17 protein-coding genes are annotated in these 19748 nt (G+C 43.2%); 13 read left to right on the forward strand and 4 right to left on the reverse strand.

Translation table 11 applies throughout. The annotated features are described in order from the left end of the window. Window positions 1-19: 19 nt before the first annotated feature. Complete coding sequence (locus C505_RS0117020; protein ID WP_018693838.1) at window positions 20-1036, reverse strand: cupin domain-containing protein; 1017 nt, start codon at window positions 1034-1036, stop codon at window positions 20-22. A 476-nt stretch (window positions 1037-1512) separates the two neighbouring features. On the opposite strand from C505_RS0117020, the gene C505_RS0117030 reads away from it, so the two are divergent. From C505_RS0117030 to C505_RS0117055, 6 genes are read left to right on the forward strand one after another with little or no spacing between them, the layout of a single operon-like run. Continuing rightward, complete coding sequence (locus tag C505_RS0117030) at window positions 1513-2649, forward strand: HesA/MoeB/ThiF family protein (protein ID WP_018693840.1); 1137 nt, start codon at window positions 1513-1515, stop codon at window positions 2647-2649. Beyond that, window positions 2650-3897 carry an MFS transporter gene (locus tag C505_RS0117035; protein ID WP_018693841.1) on the forward strand — a complete coding sequence of 416 codons (1248 nt, stop codon included), beginning with the start codon at window positions 2650-2652 and terminating at the stop codon, window positions 3895-3897. It abuts the gene before it with no gap. 3 nt (window positions 3898-3900) lie between these two features. Next, window positions 3901-4869, forward strand: a complete 969-nt coding sequence (locus C505_RS0117040; RefSeq protein WP_018693842.1) for an efflux RND transporter periplasmic adaptor subunit — start codon at window positions 3901-3903, stop codon at window positions 4867-4869. Window positions 4870-4879: 10 nt separating this feature from the next. Next, a complete protein-coding gene (locus tag C505_RS0117045; RefSeq protein ID WP_018693843.1) occupies window positions 4880-7960 on the forward strand; it encodes an efflux RND transporter permease subunit in 3081 nt (1026 codons plus the stop codon). Window positions 7961-7966: 6 nt separating this feature from the next. After that, window positions 7967-8599, forward strand: a complete 633-nt coding sequence (locus tag C505_RS0117050; protein ID WP_157369156.1) for a DUF6058 family natural product biosynthesis protein — start codon at window positions 7967-7969, stop codon at window positions 8597-8599. 5 nt (window positions 8600-8604) lie between these two features. Continuing rightward, window positions 8605-9003, forward strand: a complete 399-nt coding sequence (locus C505_RS0117055; protein WP_157369158.1) for an antibiotic biosynthesis monooxygenase family protein — start codon at window positions 8605-8607, stop codon at window positions 9001-9003. 34 nt (window positions 9004-9037) lie between these two features. On the opposite strand, the gene C505_RS0117060 is transcribed toward C505_RS0117055, so the two are convergent. Next, window positions 9038-9796: a divergent polysaccharide deacetylase family protein gene (locus C505_RS0117060; RefSeq protein WP_018693846.1), complete on the reverse strand. Its 759-nt coding sequence runs from the start codon at window positions 9794-9796 to the stop codon at window positions 9038-9040. A 131-nt stretch (window positions 9797-9927) separates the two neighbouring features. Beyond that, the gene (locus tag C505_RS22785) at window positions 9928-11175 is read right to left on the reverse strand and encodes a S41 family peptidase (protein WP_018693847.1); all 1248 of its coding nucleotides are present in this window, start codon (window positions 11173-11175) and stop codon (window positions 9928-9930) included. A gap of 331 nt (window positions 11176-11506) precedes the next feature. On the opposite strand from C505_RS22785, the gene C505_RS0117070 reads away from it, so the two are divergent. Then, a complete protein-coding gene (locus tag C505_RS0117070) occupies window positions 11507-12232 on the forward strand; it encodes a TetR/AcrR family transcriptional regulator (protein WP_018693848.1) in 726 nt (241 codons plus the stop codon). A 22-nt stretch (window positions 12233-12254) separates the two neighbouring features. On the opposite strand, the gene waaA is transcribed toward C505_RS0117070, so the two are convergent. Continuing rightward, window positions 12255-13523, reverse strand: coding sequence for a lipid IV(A) 3-deoxy-D-manno-octulosonic acid transferase (gene waaA / locus C505_RS0117075; protein ID WP_018693849.1), 1269 nt, complete (start codon window positions 13521-13523; stop codon window positions 12255-12257). Window positions 13524-13697: 174 nt separating this feature from the next. Here waaA and C505_RS0117080 point away from each other — a divergent pair, with 174 nt between their 5' ends. From C505_RS0117080 to gmhB, 6 genes are all read left to right on the forward strand, one after another. After that, window positions 13698-14804: a glycosyltransferase family 4 protein gene (locus C505_RS0117080; protein WP_018693850.1), complete on the forward strand. Its 1107-nt coding sequence runs from the start codon at window positions 13698-13700 to the stop codon at window positions 14802-14804. Window positions 14805-14818: 14 nt separating this feature from the next. Continuing rightward, on the forward strand, window positions 14819-15895 hold the full coding sequence (locus tag C505_RS0117085; RefSeq protein WP_018693851.1) for a glycosyltransferase family 9 protein: 1077 nt from the start codon (window positions 14819-14821) through the stop codon (window positions 15893-15895). Continuing rightward, complete coding sequence (locus C505_RS0117090; protein WP_018693852.1) at window positions 15892-16989, forward strand: glycosyltransferase family 4 protein; 1098 nt, start codon at window positions 15892-15894, stop codon at window positions 16987-16989. Before C505_RS0117085 ends, C505_RS0117090 begins: the two co-directional genes overlap by 4 nt. An 80-nt stretch (window positions 16990-17069) precedes the next feature. After that, entirely contained in the window at window positions 17070-17648 is a 579-nt protein-coding gene (locus tag C505_RS0117095) for a D-sedoheptulose 7-phosphate isomerase (protein WP_018693853.1), read from the forward strand. 1 nt (window position 17649) lies between these two features. Then, window positions 17650-19101 (forward strand): bifunctional D-glycero-beta-D-manno-heptose-7-phosphate kinase/D-glycero-beta-D-manno-heptose 1-phosphate adenylyltransferase HldE, encoded by a 1452-nt coding sequence (hldE, locus tag C505_RS0117100; protein ID WP_018693854.1) that lies wholly within the window; start codon window positions 17650-17652, stop codon window positions 19099-19101. Further along, the gene (gmhB, locus tag C505_RS22790; RefSeq protein WP_018693855.1) at window positions 19091-19645 is read left to right on the forward strand and encodes a D-glycero-beta-D-manno-heptose 1,7-bisphosphate 7-phosphatase; all 555 of its coding nucleotides are present in this window, start codon (window positions 19091-19093) and stop codon (window positions 19643-19645) included. Before hldE ends, gmhB begins: the two co-directional genes overlap by 11 nt. Window positions 19646-19748: the final 103 nt, after the last annotated feature.

Below are 19748 nucleotides of genomic sequence, written 5' to 3' on the forward strand. Positions count from 1 at the left end.
TGTGATATTGGTTCCTGCTTCAGAATTTTTTATTGATTTCTGCAACCGTTAATTCAGCTACCCTATTTAAGAGGATCTCTAGGATCTTCCATGCACGTTCACTTAAGTCGCACAGTCCGTCAAACTGCTTTTCATTGATATGTCCGAGTAATTCGCTGCCCATATGGGCATGCCCTTCATCTAAATGCGCATGGAGTGAAAGGTAATCATCTGCATCGGACTGATCTGCGAATTTTAAAGCTTTTGTATGAAAAACATCACCACATAACTCAAGAACCATGTGGGTGATCACGAGCTTCTCAATATTATCGGATTGCAGCATTTTGACCATGAACCAATCTCCACAACTGTCAATGATTGGATCCCATTTAGTTTTACCCTTGAGTAATTTATCGTGACCAATTTCTTCGAGAATATGTTCTGTGAAAAGTGTTTTAAATTTGGGGTCGATGGTTGAACATTGCCGGGCAAATAGGATGTCCTGAAACTTTTCAGACCAAATTTTTAAGTTTTGATAAAAAGTGGTTTTCTTATCAGCATCATTGAAAATCCCTTCTTCCATAAGCTGAAAAAATGGGGATAATTCGAAGGCTTTGCACAAGTCCATATTGTGCTGGAGTAACCGCTTTGAGTAGTCAAAACGAATATTTTTTTCTTCACTATCGAATAACCCTTCACCTTCGAACTGAATTGAAATGCCTTCGAGTCCTTCTGGGTAATGGCATTGAAAACCATGGACTGCTCCTTTGGGGATACAGACGATATCGCCTTTTTTGACTTCTTTGGATAGATCCCCAATCAACGCGCCTTTTCCTTCTGTCACAATGAGCATGCTATTCGTATCATGCATATGAGGTTTATGTTCTTCCCCTTGGGCCAAAGATACATGGGTAAAACGTGCTTGACTAGAATGGTTGATATATTTCATGAGACTTTCGTTCGAGTGAAAAGGACGGACTTGTCCAATATAAACTTCCTGATCCCCTTGTTGGATATGGGTGATGGTTTTGAGAGTATCGATTGAAATAACTTGCATGATAAATCCTTAAAAAGTATCCATGAGCCTGTTTCCACGCTCTGCTATTCATACATTTGTGTATTGCTTAATTACCCATTTTGCCTTGGTTTTTCCAGAAATAAATGCCAAAAAATTATGAATGTTTATTCTAAATCAAACTTATTACCCATTTTGGGTATTTGTTTATCTTGTTGTATTGACAGACAAAATTACTGTCAATAGCATGGGATTCACAGATTGCAACTTTGAGCCTATCATTCGAGCTGCCTTTGAATTTCAGCTCAGTTCAAAGTCTTTCTGGAAGACGTCAAGTAGCGCTGCGAAACGTAACTGGGATAGTGCGAATGCACTAGTTGTTTCATATCAACGAAGGAGACATGCTATGAACTTTAAAAAAGTTAAAGTCAGCACAGCTGGTGAACAAGACGTAGGTTAATCCTCAATACGCCCCAATTCATTGGGGCGTTTTATTTTTAAGCCAAAAGGATAATTGAATGTTTTCCGAAAATTGCCTCCCCAGATTAAAGCCGTCCGTAGAATTCACTAAACTGCACGATAGTGTTGTGCTCACGCATGGCGAAGATTCTCTATTGAATGATGAAAACGCAGATTTTTTGAAGTCTTTGTGTGATTGTATGGATGGTCAAAGTCGCGTAGAGACCATCATTTCGCGAATGCTGGCTGCATTCCCTGAGTTGGAAAGTCAGGCGGTGACAGATGCAATCCAACAACTGGATGAGCTTCGCCTGCTTGAAGATAATCAATTCAATCTACATAGAAGCGACACGATTGAGCCAGAGGTGGATGAGCGATGGTGCCGAAATTTTGACTTTTATGGTTCTTTGATTCCCATGTCAGAGAATAAATATGAAGTGCAGGATAAGCTCAGAAACGCGACAGTCGGCTTACTTGGACTCGGTGGATTAGGATCGAACATACTGCTGGGGCTTGCAGCGATGGGTGTGAAAAACGTTGTTGCGGCTGATTTTGATATGATTGAGCAATCAAATTTAAACCGTCAGATCCTTTATCGCCAGGAAGATGTAGGAAAAGAAAAAGCCCCGACAGCAGAGATGCGTATCAAGCAATTTTACCCGGGGATGAATACAAGGATTTCCAGGCAGAAATTTGAATCACACGAAGATATTGAGCGATTTATCGAAGGTTGTGATGTCGTCATTGGTGTTGCAGATAAACCAAGGATGAAGATGCCGATGTGGATGAATCAGGCGTGCATCAACCGGAATGTCACATTTATCTCTGGCGGATTAAATATTAATCGAGGTTTGATTTACAGCGTGACGCCAGGAAAGACAGGTTGCATTTCTTGCTGGAGAAATCAGGCAAATGTGTCCAATGAGATCAACGAAGTGATCCATGGCCACAAACACGAGACGCACCAAACCTTTGAAACACCTTATTCATCACCAGCTTTTGCGCCTCTCGTGTCTGTTGTGACAGGTGCGATGCTGACAGAAGCCGTGAAGGTATTAACAGGCATTGCGGAGCCAAGTTTTGGGAATAAGCTGACTCAAATCGATTTCAAGAACTTCGAAAGCCGAGTCATCGAAACCTGGAAAAGAAGTGAACACTGTCCGATGTGTAGTCACACAAATGAGCGGGTCAGTTAAGTGAATCGAAACTTCAACCAATTATCCGTTGCCTATGCTGTATCGTTGGTCGGAGACTGGCTTTATAAGCTGGCTCTTCCGCTATTGATATACCAGTACACGGGGTCGGCGTTTTACATGGCGCTGACTTATGGGGTGACGTACATTCCCAGTATTCTCTTTACCATCATTGGTGGCATTGCTGCCGATACGTTTGATAAAAAGAAAGTACTGGTCTTAGGGGATGCTTTCTCTGCGGTGGTGCTGCTATTGTTATTTACGATGTTGTCCATTGGGGCCCATAACCCAGTGATGATGATGTTCTTTGCATTTTTTCTTTCCACGGCTTCCGCTTTTTACTATTCATCGCACCAATCAATCATTCCTGAAATTGTCCCGGATGAGCAATATACTTCGGCGATTGCGCGGTTTCGTATGATCGACAATATGGTACTGATTCTGGGTCCGCCATTAAGTGCAATTGTCATCGCTTTTGTCTCCGCAGAGATAGCGATTTTAGTCAATGGGCTTTCTTTTTTACTGTCTGCCATCATCATTCAATTGATTTCAAGACAACCGCCGCAGATATCCGTGATAAAGATTTCGGACTTTATTCGGTTTGATAATATTCAGCAAAAGAGCATCGAGGGGATGAGGATTGCATTTTCTATTCCACTGATCCGGCGTGCATGTTGTGTCTTCATTTTGGTGAATATTGCCATTAGCTTATTTTTTTCAAATTTTATCTTTGTCTTAAAATCTGAATATCAGCTAGCGGAAGCTCAAATTGGTTTGGTTTACAGCCTGATCGGGATTGGTGCATTTTGTGGCAGCTTTGTCTCGAAGCTGATATTAAAGCGCCTTGCAGAATATCAAACCATTATGCTGAGTACAGCATTGTCTATGTGTTTATGCTTAGGGCTCTATTTTTCTTCCCACTATTTGCAAACAGCATTGTTTTGGGCGCTGATTACTTTTTGTAATGCAATCACGATTGTGAGCTATTTTACATTGCGCCAAAAGTTGGTTCCGAAGGATAAATTAGGTATTGTTGTTTCGATAACAAGAACGATGGTCATTTTATGTATTCCGATTGGATCGGTTGCTGGGGGATACCTCATCGGGCTGTTGATGTCTTCAAAACCGTTGATCCTGATATCTCTTGGGCTCATGTTGATGGCAACGATTTATGGCGTACTTGGCTTATTTTCTGGCGAACAAAGCCCGCAAGATGAGTCATTGAATGACCAAGCGAAAGAGGGGATGTAACGAATGAAATGGAGGTATCATTTTGTTCTTTTGTTGGGTTTCAGCCAGGTCAATGCAGCAGACACAGTAACCATTCGTGCATTAAATCAGATTGAGGTGGGCAGTTTCCTTGGAGAAGTCCAAAGTGAAAACAGCTCGAAGATCAGTGTGATGTCAGAAGGTCAGGTTGTTTTTATTGCAGATGCTGGTGCGATGGTGAAAGCTGGAGAAGTCATTGGCCGGATGGAAAACCCAAGCCTGAATTTTCAAAGAAATGAAGTGATCCACCAGATTGCTGAAAAGAAAGCCCGCTTGAAGTTCCATCAACTGATGGGACAGCGCTACCAGAAGTTACTCTCTCAAAAGTCGATACCAGAAGAGACCTTACTGGAAAACGCACTGGAAATTGATGTTCATCAAAGCCAGATCCTCAAGCTAGAAAATACATTGCAGGAAATTGATTATCGTATCGAAGAACTAGAAATAAAAGCCCCCTATTCAGGCATTGTGATCAATAAAATGAGTGATATCGGAGAGTGGTTGACACTTGGTGATCCGCTTATTTTTCTGCAAAGAAACGATAGATTTTTATTGAATGTGGCAATTCCAATGCATTATCTGGAATATATTCAAGGGCTTGGTTCCCAAGTTTCATTGATTGATCAGAAAACGGGAAGCAAGCTGCCCGAAGGAGTGATCCTACCGCCAACGAGCGGTGAAAACTTTTTTCAGATGAATATTGAAGTAAATCAATATCAGTTCTCAGGGCAAAAGGTGGATGTCACGATGCGCTTAAGTAGTCCGTCACTTTTTGCAGTGCCGAATCATTTCATCCAAAAAAGAGCGGGAAAACTCTTTGTTGAAGGTGCCGATAAGCACAGGTATGAGGTTGAGGTCATTCGCTATGGCACTCAAGAAGCGATCGTTTATTCGAGGAATACACCACTGACACAAGTCGCACTGTCAGAAGACCCTAGAACAGGCAAACAATAATGGAATATCTATGCATCTGGTGAAATGGAGTTTAGAGAATAAACGATGGGTTCTTGGCAGTTATATTGTCTTGATCTTACTGGGTGCGCTTGCGATTGGGCGGGTCTCCAGTGGATTACTTCCTTTTGTGACCATGCCGATCATTCATATTCAAAATGTATGGATGAATGCTTCAATTCAGGAGATCGAAAGTCAGATCATTTCTCAGCAAGAGCAGGCCCTGAAAGATATTTCTGGTATTGAAAAAGTTGAGTCTACGATCACCCAAGGGCAAGCGATTACCAAACTATTCCTACGTTATGGGGCACAAAAAGAGCAGATATTTTTTGAAACTGTGAATCAACTTAACGGGCTGAATACCCACCCCAAAGAAGCCAATCCCCCCAAAATCTCGCTAGATAATTCTGGCAATGGGCAGCTCAATAATGCGGTTGCATTGTCATTGATTGTCAAAAGCTCAAATGGTCGTGCAGTGATGACGCCGCAAAATATCAAGCATGTCGAAGAAAACATTTTACCTGCATTGCGTGGGGTCCAAGGGGTTGCACGAGCCTATTTGGTCAATGTTCCAGAAAAGCGGTTATCGATCCGTTTTGATCCACACAAACTAAGAGCATATGGGGTTTCATTGAACATGCTACGCAGCACGATGAAAGATCTCGGGTATGTTGTTGGGAGTCGAGCGGTATCTGATGGCGTTGATATCTCTTTGGTGGCAGGATCATTTATCGATATTGACCTTCTGAGTCATAGTGTGATTGCCATTAATAAAAACCAGATTGTTCGACTGAGTGATGTGGGTTATGCAGAAATTACATTTCCATTCCAATCCGTGTCTATGTTGCACAACGGCGATCCAACTTTACTCATCGTGATTGAGCGGATGCCTCATTCTAATGTATTGCAACTTCAGAAAAATACAGAGAAGAAGTTAAAGTCAATCAACGCAGAATTGCTTGCTAATGGGATTGACCTGGCTGTCTCTGTGTCTCTGGACACGAGTAAGTTTGTAAAAGAGGCGCTTTGGAGTGTTGTGTTGAGTTTGGCACTTGGGATGTTGATTGCCACTGGGGTGATCTGGTTCTTCATGCGGGATCACTTTGCGACTCTTGTGATTGCAATCTCGATTCCCATGTCGATTTTACTTTCAGCTATCGGACTTTATGTTGCCCAAGGATCTTTGAATTTGCTGTCGATTGCGGGCATGGTTTTACTCACCGGGATGGTCGTTGATACTGCGATAATTGTCTATACAAAGTTGAATGGCCTCAAAGATGATCCAAAAGGATTTGATGACAAAGCTGTTTTGGTGGTTGGGCAAGTGAACCGTTCTTTATTGATTTCAACACTGACGACGATTGGCTGTTTTATCCCGGTTTTTCTTCTTCATGAGATTGAGTCAAAAATCTTTTTTGATTTAAGCGTTGTGATGGTTGTTGGGTTGTTTGGTTCGTATCTGATTTCACTGACACTTACCCCCGTGATCACAAAAATGATTTTCTCAACATTGAACCGAGATCGTACACTGAAACCGATTGTTCTCCCGAGCATGATCCACCAAAAAACATGGCAGCGAAACATCTCCCTGTGTGTGGTCATTGGAATGTTGAGCTATCTGTATTTCGTGAAGATAGAGCAAGACTACTTACCTTCAGTGAACTACGACCAGATCATCACGGTGATCCCCACACAATACAAAAGCTTGTCGGTTGCGCAACGGGAGCAAACAGCACAGGTGACCAGTTTCTTTCGGCAATATCAGGCGGAGCTGGGGATCCGGAATTATCTCGTCTTTATCCGAAAAAATAAAACCGTGATCATTTCAAGGCCTGTCCACTCAAATCAAAAGCATCTCGTAAAACAGGCCCTTACAGAGAAGCTGAAGTCAGCGTTCGGCCTCAAACGGGTCGCAGGTTTTGTTCGGCCTGTATTCTCAAACTTTGGCTTATCACCAACATTACAATTGGAAGTGGAAAGCCAATCTGGATTGGATATGGTTGCGCTACTCCAAGACTTGGAAATACGAGTTGAAGAAGCGCTGGATGGTGTGTCTGTTTCACATACACCGCAAATAGCCAAGACGCAAGAGTGGGCTTTTGATTATGACGTTGATCGTCTTGCGAATATTGGTGTTTCACGAGAAGCATTTAGTGACCTCCTCAAAGCGATGTCGAGTGGACTGTACATTCGAGACTTGTTTACGGATAGCGATAATATTGGTCTTTATTTGCAAGCTTTTGACTGGGATGAGTCAGAGCAACTGCTTTCACAGCCTTTACTCATTAAGGGGAAAATGGCACACAATCTGCGGGATGTCGCAACCTTGCAAAGCCAAAAGGGATTCTCAGCGATGAGACGTGTGGATGGGCGTCGAACTCATTTGATGGATATTCGCCTACCAAGTGGCGTCAGTCTAGAGTCGTCAATCTCACAAGTTCAGGATGCAATTGCACCGATCCTTTCTGACAAAAAATATGCTACTCTGGCCTATTCGATCTCAGGAAGTGGCAGCCGTATGGCGGTGTTATCACAAAAAATGTCGTTCTACTTTTTTGTCATATTTTTAGCACTTCTGATTGCGATTTATTTGGTTTTAAAACGGTTGATATATGTTGTTTGGTTATCGGTTTGTATGACATTGTCTTTGGTTGGGGGGATGATTGGGATTTCTGTGGCAGACCTGCTGACTTTTCAAAGTCTTGATCTGTTGACCGGAATTGGTTTTATTATTCTTTTTGGTTTAATCGTCAATAATGGGATATTGTTGATTGACGCTTATAGTCGATTCATTGCGATACACACCCCGCCGTTGCTCGCAATTGAAAAAGCGCTGAATGAGCGTGCCAACCCGATTATCATGACAACACTCACGAGTATTTTTGGTGTTCTACCGCTTATTTTATCCAATACGGAAAGTGCGATTGCCTACCGTGGCATCGCTTATGTCACAATCTTTGGAATGCTTACGAATTTAATCGTTTCTATGTTTGTCCTTCCATATCTCATGAGGCTCACGGCTCATTGGCGTAAGAAACTTGAGGGTATCAATCTATTCAGTTCACATGCAGCAGTAATGACAGAAGAAAGGTAAATGATCATGCTCTTACAATATTTAAATACACATTTCATCACAACGGATAAGCTGCTGGCAGTGACAGGTGTTGAACGGGATCTGTTGACAAGTCTACAAGCTGAAAAGCGGATGCCACTTGCTTCATATCAAATACAACAAAGCATTCAGTGCCAATCATTTTTTGGGGAACACGCAGTATCTGAATCGATTGACTTTTACAGCCAGGGGTATGCGTTTTGGCTTGGGTTAGCGGCGCAACCGTCATTTGATGTAAAGCAATATTTCTTTGATGAATATCAGGCAGAGTTACAGCGATTAGCGCAGCAACTGATCCCAATGTCAGATATTCAATTCGTGACGGATTTATCCACGCATCTAGAGCGTGAGTGGACACACTTTCTCGATGGGATATATGGGCTGTGTACAGTCTCTGGTTTACCGAAAGATATTGCGAGAAAAGAGTATACGATTCACCTCATTAAATCGGTTACGCAAGAAGGTGAAGCGAGTTCTCTTGCGCCTCACGAGCGCGACTTACTTCAATCAGGTGTCGATCTTTTGGATCAATCTAGTGCGCAGTTTGCACCCCATGAAGTGGCGAGAAGCTCAAGGCAGAAGTTTATTCTAGATATGAAAACAAAGTATCAATTGAGATAATGGTGATGTTCAATCAACACAACCAGCAAACCGCTAGGCCAAATGGCACATTTGTCGTTATATTTGAGCTTGAAGTGGAAGAAGGGAAGTCAGATGAATACCTTGAAATCGCTCAAGCATTAAAGGCAGAGCTATCCCACATTGAAGGATTTATTTCAATCGAACGATTCCGTAGCCTTACTTCGCCCAATAAGATGTTATCTCTATCAAGCTGGGAAAGTGAAGCCGCTATTCAAAATTGGCGAAACAAGCAGAGTCACAGGGCAGGACAACAAAAAGGCAGAGAAGAGGTCTTTGCCCAGTACCGCTTACGCGTAGCCCATGTCATGCGGGACTATGGGATGTTTGAGCGAGAACAGGCTCCTGATGATAGTCGAGTTGCTTTTGATTGTGAGGAAGCTTAGGCGGGGTTTGATCCCCGCAGACATTTGAATAACGTTACCCTTTGGGTTCTTTTTTCTTGTTGAGCGCCGCAATACGCAGTGTCACTGTTGGAACAAGGCTTGAAATGGGTACAAGTTTTACCCCTTCTTCTTCGAATCGGTCTTTGTTTTTTTGAAAGAAAGCAATGGTTTCTGGATATGGGTGGGCAATCCCAATCGCAAAGTCATGGCGCTTGGCAATGCGGATCAACTTTTTGAGCTGTTGCTCCATGAATGGCTCATTCACAAAATGATCGATAAAAATATGCCGATGGAATGCAGGAACACCGGCGTTGATCGCGTATTCTTCTGCAAGTGAATGTCTGGAAGTACGGCTATCGAGAAAGAACAGAGACTTTTGCTGGAGAAAATCCATCGTCCAATGCATGGGATATTGAAGCTGAGTGAGTAAACTCCCCATATGATTGTTGATCCCTTTTGCAGAAGGAATTTCTTCGAGGGCTTTTTGAAGTGTTTGCTGAATTGCATCCTTTTCCATATCAATCGTGAGAGCACCCGGTCCAAGTGCTTTGCCAGACAGGGCTTCCATTGGAATATGTAACATGACATCTTTTTGCAGATGATCTGCGAGATCTGCACACTTTTTACCATAAGGAGTATGCGGTAATACTGCGTAGGTAAACTGCCCTGGGAGTTGGACGGCTGCTAAATCAAGCTGATTATAGCCCAGATCGTCAATGACAATCGCAAGGCGGCCTGCAGCAGAAACACAGTTGCAGCATAGCAGCAACCAACCTAAGAATAGATAACGCACAAAATAGCCCTGAAAAATTAATCGCTTGTTGTATCCATTTGGGAGTATGTTGAACGGTCCTTCAATGGACCCTTTTGGAAGTTTACATGATCCCTGAGGACTGAGGTAGTTGATTTACGAAATCTTCTTTCTCAGTCCTGCCGTTTATCATTCACGGGTTGGATTAATAGGCGCTCTGCATAAAGCAACATTGTATCCTGGCGTTGAATATTGGGATTTTCAGATGCTGTTTGAAGTAAATCAGCGTATTGAAGACTCGGAATATCCTCTTTGGCTAAAGTGATATCAGGGGAAATACCTTCACCATCAATGGAGACTCCATCGGGTGTATAGTATATGGCTGTGGTTAATTTGATGGCTGTATTCCCTTCTGATAACGGGATAAGAGATTGTACAGAGCCTTTTCCATAAGAATTGGAGCCAGCGATTGTTGCGCGACGGTGAGATTGTAAAGCACCAGCAACGATTTCAGCAGCAGATGCTGACCCTTCATTAATCAAGACGACAATTGGGCGGCCATTCATCATATCTCCAGTTGTCGCAACATATTCATTATTTGCATGAAAAAATCGCCCTCGTGTCGATACAATGGTCCCTTCATTTAAGAATAAATCTGTCACTTCAACGGCACTATCCAATATACCCCCTGGATTATCCCGTAAGTCTAATATTAACCCAACCAGCTTTGGGTTTTGTTTCATCAATGCCTGAATCGCGACTTTTAGCTCTTGTGCGGTTTGTTTCTGAAATGAATGGATCTTGGTATACGCGATATCATTGGGAAGGAGCTTGGCTTCAATACTTTCGATATCAATCACAGCTCTTGTGATCATGTACTCCATCGGGCTGGGGATGTTTTTTCGCTGCACGGTGATGAGGACTTTTTCACCGGATTGACCACGTGCAATATAAGCGACTTCATCCACATTTTTGCCAGTAATATCGTGTTCATCGATTTTTATAATTTTATCCCCTGTCAGCAGCCCAGCAGCTTCTGCGGGTGAACGTTTGAGTGTTTCAGTGATAAAAATACCTTCTTCACGTTGTTCGACCTCGATACCAAGTCCGCTGTATTGGCCATTGGCGAGGCCAAATATATTTTCAAGCTGGCTATGATCCAGGTAGGCAGAATGCATGTCTAGCTCTTTAAACATTGCTTGCACAGCGACGAATAGTAGTTTTTCAACATTCACTTCATCAACGTAATAATTATCAACTTGTCTCAGGATCTGATTAAAGGTGAATAGTGAAATGGCTTTGCTCTGTGTGTCTGAAGGTGCCCCTTTTTTGGGTTGTTCTTCGCAGATAGCACGGAGGGGTGACAGTATAAAGCTGAAAAATACCAAAAAAGTCGCAAGTTTTCGAAATAAACAACCCATAGGCGGACTCCTGCATATCCATCAGAGCTTGGACACAACTGTGGTTCAGCAGGTGTGCCGTCGCTATCATCCGAATTATAGTTCACTCTTGATCTGTCTGCTTTTTAATCGTACTAAAGGTTTGTATTTTGTTTGAAATTTATTCTTCACATTATTTTTCAGTATAAAAGTGTGAAGTAAGGATATACAGCTCTCTCTTCATGTGGATGAATGTGGTGGTTTATTCTGATCGATAGTCGGGTTAAGATAGAAACCTTTGGGATGGTTCAACATCAAAGGGTGTTGGATCAGTCGGGCATGTCAGTAAGGGCAGTAGGTAAAAGATTTATTTATGCGGACCAGAGATCGGATCATTAAAGCCAGTATCGAGTTGTTTAATGCGCAGGGTGAGCGTCATGTCACCACGAACCATATTGCAGCACATCTAGGGATTAGCCCTGGGAACTTGTATTATCACTTTCGTAATAAAGAAGATATCATTCGCAATATATTCGAAGAATATACACATCACCTTGAACAACATGTTGTTCAGCCACCAAGAAATGAAGATCCAATAGAAAGTGTTGCCCAATATCTGGATTCTGTTTTCGAACTGATGTGGAAGTTCCATTTCTTCTACGCAAACCTTCCTGATCTTTTGTCAAGGGATGAAGTCCTTCAGAAAAACTATCAGGAATTCCAGTTGCGACTGCTTGAGCGAGTCGTGTCCCTCATTCAAGGGTTAAAGCGCGCGAAGATTATACAGATTGATGAAGAGGACATTTTAGACTTTGCACATACGATCAAGCTAACAGTCACATTTTGGGTGAGCTATATCCGAACGCAAGATCCGCATGCAACGATTAATCAAGCGACCATTTATCAAGGTGTCCAAAAGGTTCTTTTGTTGTTTAAACCTTATGTGACGATTGAGGCAAAAGCACGTATTCAAGAGTTCGAAAAACGCTTTGCAGCGCTTGCAAATGAAGTGGATTTAACAGATAACGATGCAGTTGAAGCAGATGCATTAAAAACAAATTCAGCAGACATTCAGCCCGAACAAGAACGTCAGGGCTAAATCGAATTCACAATAGTTGAAGTCAAGATTGATAACCTTGGGTGATCCGGCGAAATAGTTTCTCGCTGGAACCATGGTTTTCTTTCACCACTTTGAGTGCTTTCTCTCCAATATCTGAGCGTTTTTCAGGCGAATTCAGCCATTTTGCGATTGTTTCTGAGAGTACGTCAGTGTCTTCCACAAGTGCAACGGCTTGTTGCTTCTCCATCATGTCATAGACGTAGGAAAAGTTGAAAACATGTTGGCCAGAGAGAATGGGTAATCCATACACCGCTGCTTCAAGTGGGTTATGACCACCTCTTTCAATCAAACTTCCGCCGATAAAAGCAATATCTGAAATACCGTAGAATACTTTGAGCTCTCCGAGTGTATCCAGCAGAAATAAATCGTGATCAGCGGACATCGGCTGAACGCTACTTCGGGTTTGATAACTCAGCCCGTGGGATTGGATTATTTTCTCGACACTTTGACAGCGATCAGGATGGCGGGGGGCGAGGATCAGCTTGAGTTGTGGGAAGGTTTGCTTGAGCTTGGCATAGCTTTCCAGAATCATAGACTCTTCTCCCTCATGGGTGCTGCCCGCAATCCAAGTGACACAGTCCTTTGGCCATTCATTTTTTAACGCAGTGACTTTTTCCTGAATCGCCTGATCGATGTTGATATCGAACTTAATATTCCCTGTGACTTCGATTTTGTGCTTTGCTGCCCCCAGTTGATTAAATCGCTTGGCATCATCACAGTGTACGACGCTTAAGTGATCGATCGTTGTGAATAGGTCGCGCATTGCCCCTGATATTTTTTGATACCCTTTTGCAGAGCGCTCAGACAACCTGGCATTGGCGATAATGATGTCACAGCAATATTCTCGTGCTTTATAAATGAGATTAGGCCAAAGCTCGGTTTCCATAATGACCAGCTTTTGTGGTCGAATTTGGGAAAACAGTTTTTCTAGAGCCCAATTGAAATCCAATGGCATATAGCAATGATGCACACTATCACCGAAAGTTTTGAGAACTTGTTCAGACCCCGTCGGGGTTGTGCTGGTAATGGTAATCGGTAGTGTCGGAAATTCTGCTTGAACGCGTTGAATCAGCTGAATTGCAGCGATAGTTTCGCCTACAGATACACAGTGGAATAAGACGCCACCTTGTTGTTTTGGAGGTTTCGAACTGCCAAGCCGCTCTTGGAGGCGTTGTGCATAAGCGGGTTGCTTTCTGCCTCGCCACCAGAATCGAAAGAGAATGAATGGCAGCAGGAGATGAAGCAGCAGGTTGTAAAAAATTCGAAACACGTGCGTTGAATTCACCAAAAGTTAACGGTGCGCTTATTCTACGTGGAAGGCGGGTAGCTGTCATGGTTAAATTCGTTAGAAAGTGAAGAAGAATGGAACCATCGCTTTGTTTAACTTTCTTATCGCCTGTGAACTCGATAGAATATTGGCCGGAATGAAGAGTGGAGGCGGATAATGCGGATCTTACAGGTCCTACAAAGTGAATATTGTGGTGGTGCCGAGCGGCATGTGTTGGAGTTGATCCAGCAATTGCAGCATCGTGGCCATGATCTCATTTTTGCAGGCCAGGGACAAAGTTGGTTAATGGCTGAGTGTCAGGAGCAAGGGATCGAAACCTGTGAACTCCCTTTAAAACGATACTTTTCTCTTCATAATGTCATGGTTGTGAAGCGTTTGTTGCTGCAGGAAAAAGTGGATCTGATCCATATTCATATTCTCCCGAAAAAGTCGTGTATTATTCGTGATGTGCGCCTTGCGGCACTATTAGCGAAAGTACCTGTTATCGCAACTGTACATAGTCTCTCATCTAAAAAATATACGCCAAAGAAACTGCCGTTGATTGCGCTGTCTGAACATATTGAAGATCATCTGATTGAAAGCGGATTTGATGCCTGGGATGTGCATCATGTATATCATGGCCTCGCTGACAGACAATTTACTGAAGAAGAAAAACAGCAGCTTAAATCGGAGTTATTGTCTTACATTCATGTTCAGGACAAACTGATTTTTGGCGTATTTACACGATTTGAACCTCAAAGTGGTCATGAAACACTACTTGAAGCGATTTCACAAATCTCCGGTGATGTTCGCGCCCGTATCCAGGTTTTATTCCTGGGGGATCATGAGTCTGATTATGGAACCCATATTCGTCAACAAGTTGCAGATATGGGGTTGGAAGATGTGGTTTATTTTGCGGGACATGTGACTTCTCCTGAAATGTGGATGGCCACGCTTGATGTGGTGATTAATCCAGCAGAACAGAACAATATCAGCCTTTCCATGATTGAATCCACAGTGCAAGGGATACCAATCTTAAGTTCTGAGATCCAACAAAATAATGAGTTTGTTGTGCATGACAGAAATGGTTGGCTATACAAGGTTGGGGACCCACTGGATTGTGCGGATAAGATTGAACAAATTACCTTAAATCAGGAAAGCTTGACGCGGTTGGGAGCAAGAAACCGGACGCTGTTTTTAAAATATTTCCAAATGTCCTTCATGATCGATAAAATTGAGAGCCTTTTTCTTGCAATTCTCAATGATGAAGAGACATCTTTCTAAGATATAACGAATTCATGACTGTGATTCAAACTCAGCCTACTTCACCCAAAAAAATCCTGATCATTCGCTTAAGTGCGATTGGGGATGTCGTAATGGCCTCAGGGCTCATACCTTCGCTAAAAAAGGCATATCCGGATGCGTCACTGACTTGGTTGGTTGAACCAATGGCTGCTGATCTTTTAAAAGAAAACGATGCATTGGATGAAGTGATCCTCTGGCCAAAAGCGCAGTGGAAGCAACTTTTTAAAGAAAAAAAATACCGCGAATTATTTCGCGTTGTGCGTGAGTTCGTTCGCATGCTTCGAGCGAAAAAATTCGACTTGGCGTTAGATACTCAAGGACTCATTAAAAGTGCGATTTGGGCAAAGTTGTCTGGTGCCAAACGACGGATTGGACTCGATTCGCGAGAAGGTAGTAACCGATTGGTCACAGAAACGCTGACAATCGATCGGGATCACCCTCATATCAGCAGTGAATATCGACAGTTGGCGGAACATCTTGGTGCAAAACCAGACTGGTATCGCATGTCTTTGCCGTTTTCATCAAAGACTCACCAACAAGTGCAACACTATTTAAGTGAAGCTGGGATCCAAGGCGACTATTACGTTATATGTCCATATACCACTCGCCCTCAAAAACACTGGTTTGATGACTATTGGCTATCCCTTGCGAAGCAATTGGCCGAAAACGACGGTTTGCCCATTCTGGTTCTTGGCGGCCCTGGTGATCAGAGTAATGCTGCACTTTTGTGTGAACAAAGTGAAGGTGCGCTCATGAATTTTGCGGGTAAGACTCGATTGTTAGAAGCGGTCGCATTGCTGGATCAAGCAAAAGGCGTCATTGGTGTGGATACGGGGTTAACTCATATGAGTATTGCAAGGCGAACTCCAACGGTTGCATTGTTTGGCTCAACAAGACCCTATCTCAATACAATGCAGGATAATGCGACGGTGATTTATCATCGGTATGAATGTTCACCTTGTCATCGGCGACCAACCTGTGACGGTCGTTTCGATTGCTTAAGAGAAATCAAACCAGAAGAAGTTCTTCAAGTGCTTCAAGACGTTCAACAGCAGAAGGCAACGCAATGAAAGTTATCCATGTCGAAGCAGGAAGAACATTATTTGGTGGGCCACAACAGGTATTGTATTTATTGCAGTCCTTACAGGAAGAATATCCAGGAAAAATTGAGAATATTCTTATTTGTCCAATTGGCAGTGAGATCGTCAACCCAGCGCAGGCGCTTGGCGTCAAAGTGATTGAATGTAAAATGGGTGGCGATTTGGATATTGGACTGGCTTTTCGGTTGGCGAAAATCGTTCAGGAAGAAAAGGTGGATTTGATTCAGATCCACTCTCGGCGTGGTGCAGATATATGGGGCGCTCTGGCTGCGAACATTGCCAAATGCAAAGTGATCCTAACGCGTCGTGTGGATAATCCAGAGCCTGTCTGGCTCGCGAAGCGAAAGTATGGTTGGTACGATAAAGTGATCACCATTTCAGATGGGATCCGGGATGTGCTGCTAAGTGAGCAAGTGCCACAATCCTGTATGGTCACAATCCGGGATGCTGTAGATACAGCCGCTTTTGTTCCCAAAGAAAAGGAGTCTGGTGTATTTACGCGATTTAACGTGCCGGAGTCTGCGGTTACAGTTGGGGTGATTGCACAGCTCATTGAGCGAAAAGGACACAAATTTCTGATTGATGTCGTGGAACGCCTCGTTCAAGATACACCAGATGCGCATTTTTTATTTTTTGGCAAAGGACCAGAGGAAGCTGCACTGAAAGCATACTGCGAAGAAAAAGGGGTAAGCCAGCATGTGACCTTCACCGGGTTTGTGGCGGGTATCGAGCAGATCATTCCACAACTGGATATGGTTGTTCATCCTGCTTTAGCAGAAGGCATGGGGGTAGCACTTCTTCAAGCGAGCGCCTGCGGTGTACCGATAGTGGCCTCTGCTGTTGGCGGTATCCCAGAGGCCGTCAAAGATGGGTATAGTGGCTTTTTAGTACAACCAGGAAACTCTAAGGCATTATATGACAAAGTCTCGCGTCTGTTGCAAGATAAATCGTTAAGAGAAACGATGGGAAAACAGGGGCGACAATATATGGAAGAAGCCTTTGCCCTTACCGTCATGTCCCAGCAAAGTATGCAGTTATATGAAGCAGTGCTCAACGAGTCATGAAGAGAGAATCAATGACAAGCGATAACTCTGATGAGCACTTACAATTAAAGATATAGGAAAGAAATACCGGGAGACACATCATGTTAGACCAGGATAATTATTTAAAGCAGCTGGCTGATCATCAAGCGCTTTTTTCAAAACTGGATCAGTTTTCCAATGAAGTACATGCTCTTGCACAGTTGTGCGTTGAGTCACTTCATAATGGTGGAAAAATTATATTTTTAGGGAATGGCGGCAGTGCTGCGGATAGCCAGCATTTAGCGGCAGAATTTGTGGTTCGTTTTCGTCGCGAACGACAAGCGCTTCCTTCTATTGCGTTAACGACGGATACATCAATTTTGACAGCGTGTGCGAATGATTACTCATATGATCATGTGTTTGCACGCCAAATAGAAGCTTTGTGTAAAGATAATGATGTCGTGATTGGCCTCTCAACCTCTGGTCAAAGCCCAAATGTCAATATGGCAATAGAAGCAGCCAATCGAATAGGCGCTGCAACGGTTGCATTTACAGGAAAAGACGGCGGAAAAATTAAGGATATTTCAAAATACGCATTCATTATGCCAAGCAATGAGACAGCTCGAATTCAAGAAGCACATATGTTTATTGGTCATTGGCTGTGTGATGCTGTTGACTGTGCATTTGCAGAAGGGAGTTAGGATGGATCTCAGTGTTTTTCAGCGTTTAAGCCAAGCAAAAGTTCTTGTTGTCGGTGATGTCATGCTTGATTCCTACTGGCAAGGTGACTCGTCAAGAATTTCTCCAGAAGCACCGATTCCAGTTGTAAAAGTCGATGATCAGGATGACAAAGTTGGCGGAGCTGCAAACGTTGCACGGAACATCGCACATTTAGATGGAAAAGTCGCACTGATGGGGATCATCGGTGAAGATGATGTTGGTCAACGCTTCTCTCGGTTACTTGAAGAAGAAAAAATAGAACAAAAGCTTGTGAAGCAATCAAAGAAACCAACGATTGCGAAGCTCCGTGTGATCAGTCGCCATCAACAAATGCTTCGTCTGGACTTTGAACAAACGTTTGAAAAAAGTGATGCTGAAACACTGGCAAATGAGTTTGAGTCGCTGGTGGATGATTACGAATTTATCGTTTTCTCTGATTATAACAAAGGGTCTTTATTACAGATCCAGTCGATGATCCAATTGGCGAAATCCCGAGGCAAATGTGTTCTGATCGATCCAAAGCAAAAAGATTTATCGTCTTATGCTGGTGCAGACTTAATAACGCCAAACCGCTCAGAGTTTATTTTAGCGGGTGGGTTAGTTGATTCGGAAGAATCTATCGTAACAAGTGCTCGTGATTTAATGCAACGTCACCAGATTGGAGCCATATTACTGACTCGAAGTGAACAGGGTATGTCCTTGATCACACCTGATGATAAAGTTGATTTCCCTGCGCAAGTACTGGAAGTGAGTGATGTGACTGGCGCTGGTGATACAGTTGTTGCGACTTTTGCAACCATGCTTGCTGCGGGCGCTTCTATGTCGGATGCTGCATGTTTTGCAAATCTTGCTGCTGGTATTGTGGTTGCAAAGTTGGGCGCTGCAACGGCAACACCTGAAGAGTTAGCAGCAAAGCTCAATACCTATTTATGCAGAAGTGCGGTGAACTACCGGACGAACTTCTCTGAGGTTCTGTCTCATATTGAATTTGCAAAGCAGAGCGGCGAAACCATCGTCTTTACCAATGGTTGCTTTGATATCTTGCATGCTGGCCACGTCAAGTATCTTCAAGAAGCAAAAGCACTGGGTGACCGACTTGTTGTTGGCATGAATGTCGATGCTTCAGTAGAGCGCTTAAAAGGTGCAAATCGCCCGGTGAACACACTCTCAGATCGTGCGGAAGTTTTAGGTGCTCTCGGCGCGGTTGATTGGGTGATCCCATTTGGCTCAGAAGCACAGGAGCATGACACGCCAGCTGAATTAATCCGTTCTGTCATGCCGGATATACTGGTCAAAGGTGGTGACTATACCGTGGATACGATTGTTGGTGCGGACACGGTTCAACAAAATGGCGGCAAAGTGATAGTCTTAGACTTCGTTGATGGACGTTCTACAACCAAGATCATCGAGAAGATCCAAGCCAATGACGCATAAAGCTGTATTTCTAGACCGTGACGGTGTGATCAACATCGATCACGGTTATGTCTATCAACCCGAAGAATTTGAGTTTGTTCCAGGTGTTTTTGAAGCCTGTCAGAAGTTTCATGCTTTGGGATATTTGATTGTGGTTGTGACGAATCAATCTGGTATTGGTCGTGGCTATTATACAGTGGAAGATTTTAATACATTGAGCATTTGGATGCGTAAAGCATTTCAGGCACATGATATCCCCATTGCTGCGATTGAGTTTTGTCCACATCACCCAGAGAAAGCGACAGAAGAGTATCTCAAAGATTGTGAGTGTCGCAAGCCACGTCCCGGCATGTTGATAAAAGCTGCAGAAGATTGGGACATCGATTTATCTCAGTCGATCATGATTGGTGATAAATGCTCTGATATGCAGGCAGCGCAGGCATCTGGTGTGCCTATGCGTGTATTGGTTGCAAAAAATGGTGAAAAGGAACGATTACAAACACTCAATTGCCCAGAAGCAACACACCACTTTCTCGATCTTCAAGCGTTTAGTCATACACTTTAAAATCAAGGCCTTATAGAGAGTCACTTAGATTTTTGAGAGTTGATTCTTTCACACCCATCACGAAACTAGACAAAGAAGGCTACCAAGAACTGGTAGCCTGATT

Source organism: Algicola sagamiensis DSM 14643, assembly GCF_000374485.1.
Lineage (GTDB): Bacteria > Pseudomonadota > Gammaproteobacteria > Enterobacterales > Alteromonadaceae > Algicola > Algicola sagamiensis.

Coding starts and splice junctions, on each gene's coding strand:
- C505_RS0117080 (WP_018693850.1), top strand. CDS start 13,698: ATGCGGATCTTACAGGTCCTACAAAGTGAATATTGTGGTGGTGCCGAG.
- C505_RS0117045 (WP_018693843.1), top strand. CDS start 4,880: ATGCATCTGGTGAAATGGAGTTTAGAGAATAAACGATGGGTTCTTGGC.
- C505_RS0117050 (WP_157369156.1), top strand. CDS start 7,967: ATGCTCTTACAATATTTAAATACACATTTCATCACAACGGATAAGCTG.
- C505_RS22785 (WP_018693847.1), bottom strand. CDS start 11,175: ATGGGTTGTTTATTTCGAAAACTTGCGACTTTTTTGGTATTTTTCAGC.
- C505_RS0117085 (WP_018693851.1), top strand. CDS start 14,819: ATGACTGTGATTCAAACTCAGCCTACTTCACCCAAAAAAATCCTGATC.
- C505_RS0117030 (WP_018693840.1), top strand. CDS start 1,513: ATGTTTTCCGAAAATTGCCTCCCCAGATTAAAGCCGTCCGTAGAATTC.
- C505_RS0117070 (WP_018693848.1), top strand. CDS start 11,507: ATGCGGACCAGAGATCGGATCATTAAAGCCAGTATCGAGTTGTTTAAT.
- C505_RS0117055 (WP_157369158.1), top strand. CDS start 8,605: ATGTTCAATCAACACAACCAGCAAACCGCTAGGCCAAATGGCACATTT.
- C505_RS0117090 (WP_018693852.1), top strand. CDS start 15,892: ATGAAAGTTATCCATGTCGAAGCAGGAAGAACATTATTTGGTGGGCCA.
- C505_RS0117020 (WP_018693838.1), bottom strand. CDS start 1,036: ATGCAAGTTATTTCAATCGATACTCTCAAAACCATCACCCATATCCAA.
- gmhB (WP_018693855.1), top strand. CDS start 19,091: ATGACGCATAAAGCTGTATTTCTAGACCGTGACGGTGTGATCAACATC.
- hldE (WP_018693854.1), top strand. CDS start 17,650: ATGGATCTCAGTGTTTTTCAGCGTTTAAGCCAAGCAAAAGTTCTTGTT.
- C505_RS0117095 (WP_018693853.1), top strand. CDS start 17,070: ATGTTAGACCAGGATAATTATTTAAAGCAGCTGGCTGATCATCAAGCG.
- C505_RS0117040 (WP_018693842.1), top strand. CDS start 3,901: ATGAAATGGAGGTATCATTTTGTTCTTTTGTTGGGTTTCAGCCAGGTC.